Genomic DNA, 3148 nt, shown 5'->3' on the forward strand with positions numbered 1-3148 from the left:
TAGGCGACGAAAGACGTGATAGCCTGCGATAAGCTTCGGGGAGCTGGCAAATTAGCTTTGATCCGGAGATTTCTGAATGGGGAAACCCACCCGCAAGGGTATCGCATACTGAATACATAGGTATGCGAGGCGAACCTGGAGAACTGAAACATCTAAGTACCCAGAGGAAAAGACATCAACCGAGATTCCGAAAGTAGTGGCGAGCGAAATCGGAAGAGCCTTCTAGTGATAGTCAGACGGTTAACAAAACGGAATGGAAAGTCCGGCCATAGTAGGTGATAGCCCTGTATGTGAAAACCGACTGGTGGTACTGAGCTAGAGAAAAGTAGGGCGGGGCACGAGAAACCCTGTCTGAATATGGGGGGACCATCCTCCAAGGCTAAATACTCATCATCGACCGATAGTGAACCAGTACCGTGAGGGAAAGGCGAAAAGAACCCCGGGAGGGGAGTGAAATAGATCCTGAAACCGCATGCTTACAAAAAGTAGGAGCCCGCAAGGGTGACTGCGTACCTTTTGTATAATGGGTCAGCGACTTACATTCAGTGGCAAGGTTAACCGAATAGGGGAGCCGTAGAGAAATCGAGTCCGAATAGGGCGTCCAGTCGCTGGGTGTAGACCCGAAACCAAGTGATCTATCCATGGCCAGGATGAAGGTGCCGTAACAGGTACTGGAGGTCCGAACCGACTAGTGTTGCAAAACTAGCGGATGAGCTGTGGATAGGGGTGAAAGGCTAAACAAACTTGGAAATAGCTGGTTCTCTCCGAAAACTATTTAGGTAGTGCCTCAAGTATTACCTGCGGGGGTAGAGCACTGTTTAGGCTAGGGGGTCATGGCGACTTACCAAACCTATGCAAACTCCGAATACCGCAGAGTACAGCTTGGGAGACAGAGCACCGGGTGCTAACGTCCGGACTCAAGAGGGAAACAACCCAGACCGCCAGCTAAGGTCCCTAAAATTGGCTAAGTGGGAAACGAAGTGGGAAGGCTAAAACAGTCAGGATGTTGGCTTAGAAGCAGCCATCATTTAAAGAAAGCGTAATAGCTCACTGATCGAGTCGTCCTGCGCGGAAGATGTAACGGGGCTAAGCCAGTTACCGAAGCTGCGGATTTGCAATTTATTGCAAGTGGTAGGAGAGCGTTCTGTAAGCCTGTGAAGGTGCCTGGTAACGGGTGCTGGAGGTATCAGAAGTGCGAATGCTGACATGAGTAGCGTTAAAGGGGGTGAAAAGCCCCCTCGCCGTAAGCGCAAGGTTTCCTACGCAACGTTCATCGGCGTAGGGTGAGTCGGCCCCTAAGGCGAGGCAGAGATGCGTAGCTGATGGGAAACAGGTCAATATTCCTGTACCGATGTGTAGTGCGATGTGGGGACGGAGAAGGTTAGCTCAGCCAACTGTTGGATATGTTGGTTCAAGCCTGTAGTCGTGCCTGGTAGGCAAATCCGCCGGGCTTAGATGAGGGGTGATAACGAGTCTGCTTGCAGACGAAGTGAGTGATACCCTGCTTCCAGGAAAAGCCACTAAGCTTCAGCTACACACGACCGTACCGCAAACCGACACTGGTGCGCGAGATGAGTATTCTAAGGCGCTTGAGAGAACTCTGGAGAAGGAACTCGGCAAATTGATACCGTAACTTCGGGAGAAGGTATGCCGCAAGTAGGTGAACTTGAACAAAGGGAGCCCAAAGCGGTTGCAAAAAATCGGTGGCTGCGACTGTTTAATAAAAACACAGCACTCTGCAAACACGAAAGTGGACGTATAGGGTGTGACGCCTGCCCGGTGCTGGAAGATTAAATGATGGGGTGCAAGCTCTTGATTGAAGTCCCAGTAAACGGCGGCCGTAACTATAACGGTCCTAAGGTAGCGAAATTCCTTGTCGGGTAAGTTCCGACCTGCACGAATGGCGTAACGATGGCCACACTGTCTCCTCCAGAGACTCAGCGAAGTTGAAATGTTTGTGATGATGCAATCTCCCCGCGGAAAGACGGAAAGACCCCATGAACCTTTACTGTAGCTTTGTATTGGATTTTGAACGGATCTGTGTAGGATAGGTGGGAGGCTTTGAAGTGAGGACGCTAGTTCTCATGGAGCCGACGTTGAAATACCACCCTGGTGCGTTTGAGGTTCTAACCCAGGTCCCTTATCGGGATCGGGGACAGTGCATGGTAGGCAGTTTGACTGGGGCGGTCTCCTCCCAAAGCGTAACGGAGGAGTTCGAAGGTACGCTAGTTACGGTCGGACATCGTGACGATAGTGCAATGGCATAAGCGTGCTTAACTGCGAGACTGACAAGTCGAGCAGATGCGAAAGCAGGACATAGTGATCCGGTGGTTCTGTATGGAAGGGCCATCGCTCAACGGATAAAAGGTACTCTGGGGATAACAGGCTGATACCGCCCAAGAGTTCATATCGACGGCGGTGTTTGGCACCTCGATGTCGGCTCATCTCATCCTGGGGCTGTAGTCGGTCCCAAGGGTATGGCTGTTCGCCATTTAAAGAGGTACGTGAGCTGGGTTTAAAACGTCGTGAGACAGTTTGGTCCCTATCTTCCGTGGGCGCTGCAGATTTGAGGAAGCCTGCTCCTAGTACGAGAGGACCGGAGTGGACACACCTCTGGTGTATCGGTTGTCACGCCAGTGGCATTGCCGAGTAGCTAAGTGTGGAAGAGATAACCGCTGAAAGCATCTAAGCGGGAAACTCGTTTCAAGATGAGATCTGCCGGGGCCTTGAGCCCCCTGAAGAGTCGTTCAAGACCAGGACGTTGATAGGCTGGGTGTGGAAGCGCAGTAATGCGTTAAGCTAACCAGTACTAATTGCTCGTGAGGCTTGACCCTATAACTTTGATGACGTGATCATCAAGGTGGTTATGCCAAGTAAGGCGCAGTCAAAATACAAAGCTGATTTACAGACTCTATGAATTCGTTGTGTTGCTCACAAGAGCAGCATGACAACAAGTTATGCCTGATGACCATAGCAAGTTGGTACCACTCCTTCCCATCCCGAACAGGACAGTGAAACGACTTTGCGCCGATGATAGTGCGGGTTCCCGTGTGAAAGTAGGTCATCGTCAGGCTCTGGTAGCCTAACCGCAAGGAGGGCGCTTACCACGGCGGGGTTCGTGACTGGGGTGAAGTCGTAACAAGGTAGC

At 51.4% G+C, this 3148-nt stretch carries 2 rRNA genes (1 of these 2 only partly in view); both read left to right on the top strand.

The features are described 5' to 3' along the window. A 23S ribosomal RNA gene (locus tag KDK82_RS31210) occupies positions 1 to 2834 on the top strand (it extends 42 nt beyond the left edge of the window). Between the two features lie 126 nt (positions 2835 to 2960). Then, positions 2961 to 3073: ribosomal RNA gene (gene rrf, locus KDK82_RS31215) — 5S ribosomal RNA — on the top strand. Positions 3074 to 3148: the final 75 nt, after the last annotated feature.

It is taken from the genome of Delftia sp. K82 (assembly GCF_002193035.1).
GTDB lineage: Bacteria > Pseudomonadota > Gammaproteobacteria > Burkholderiales > Burkholderiaceae_C > Comamonas > Comamonas acidovorans.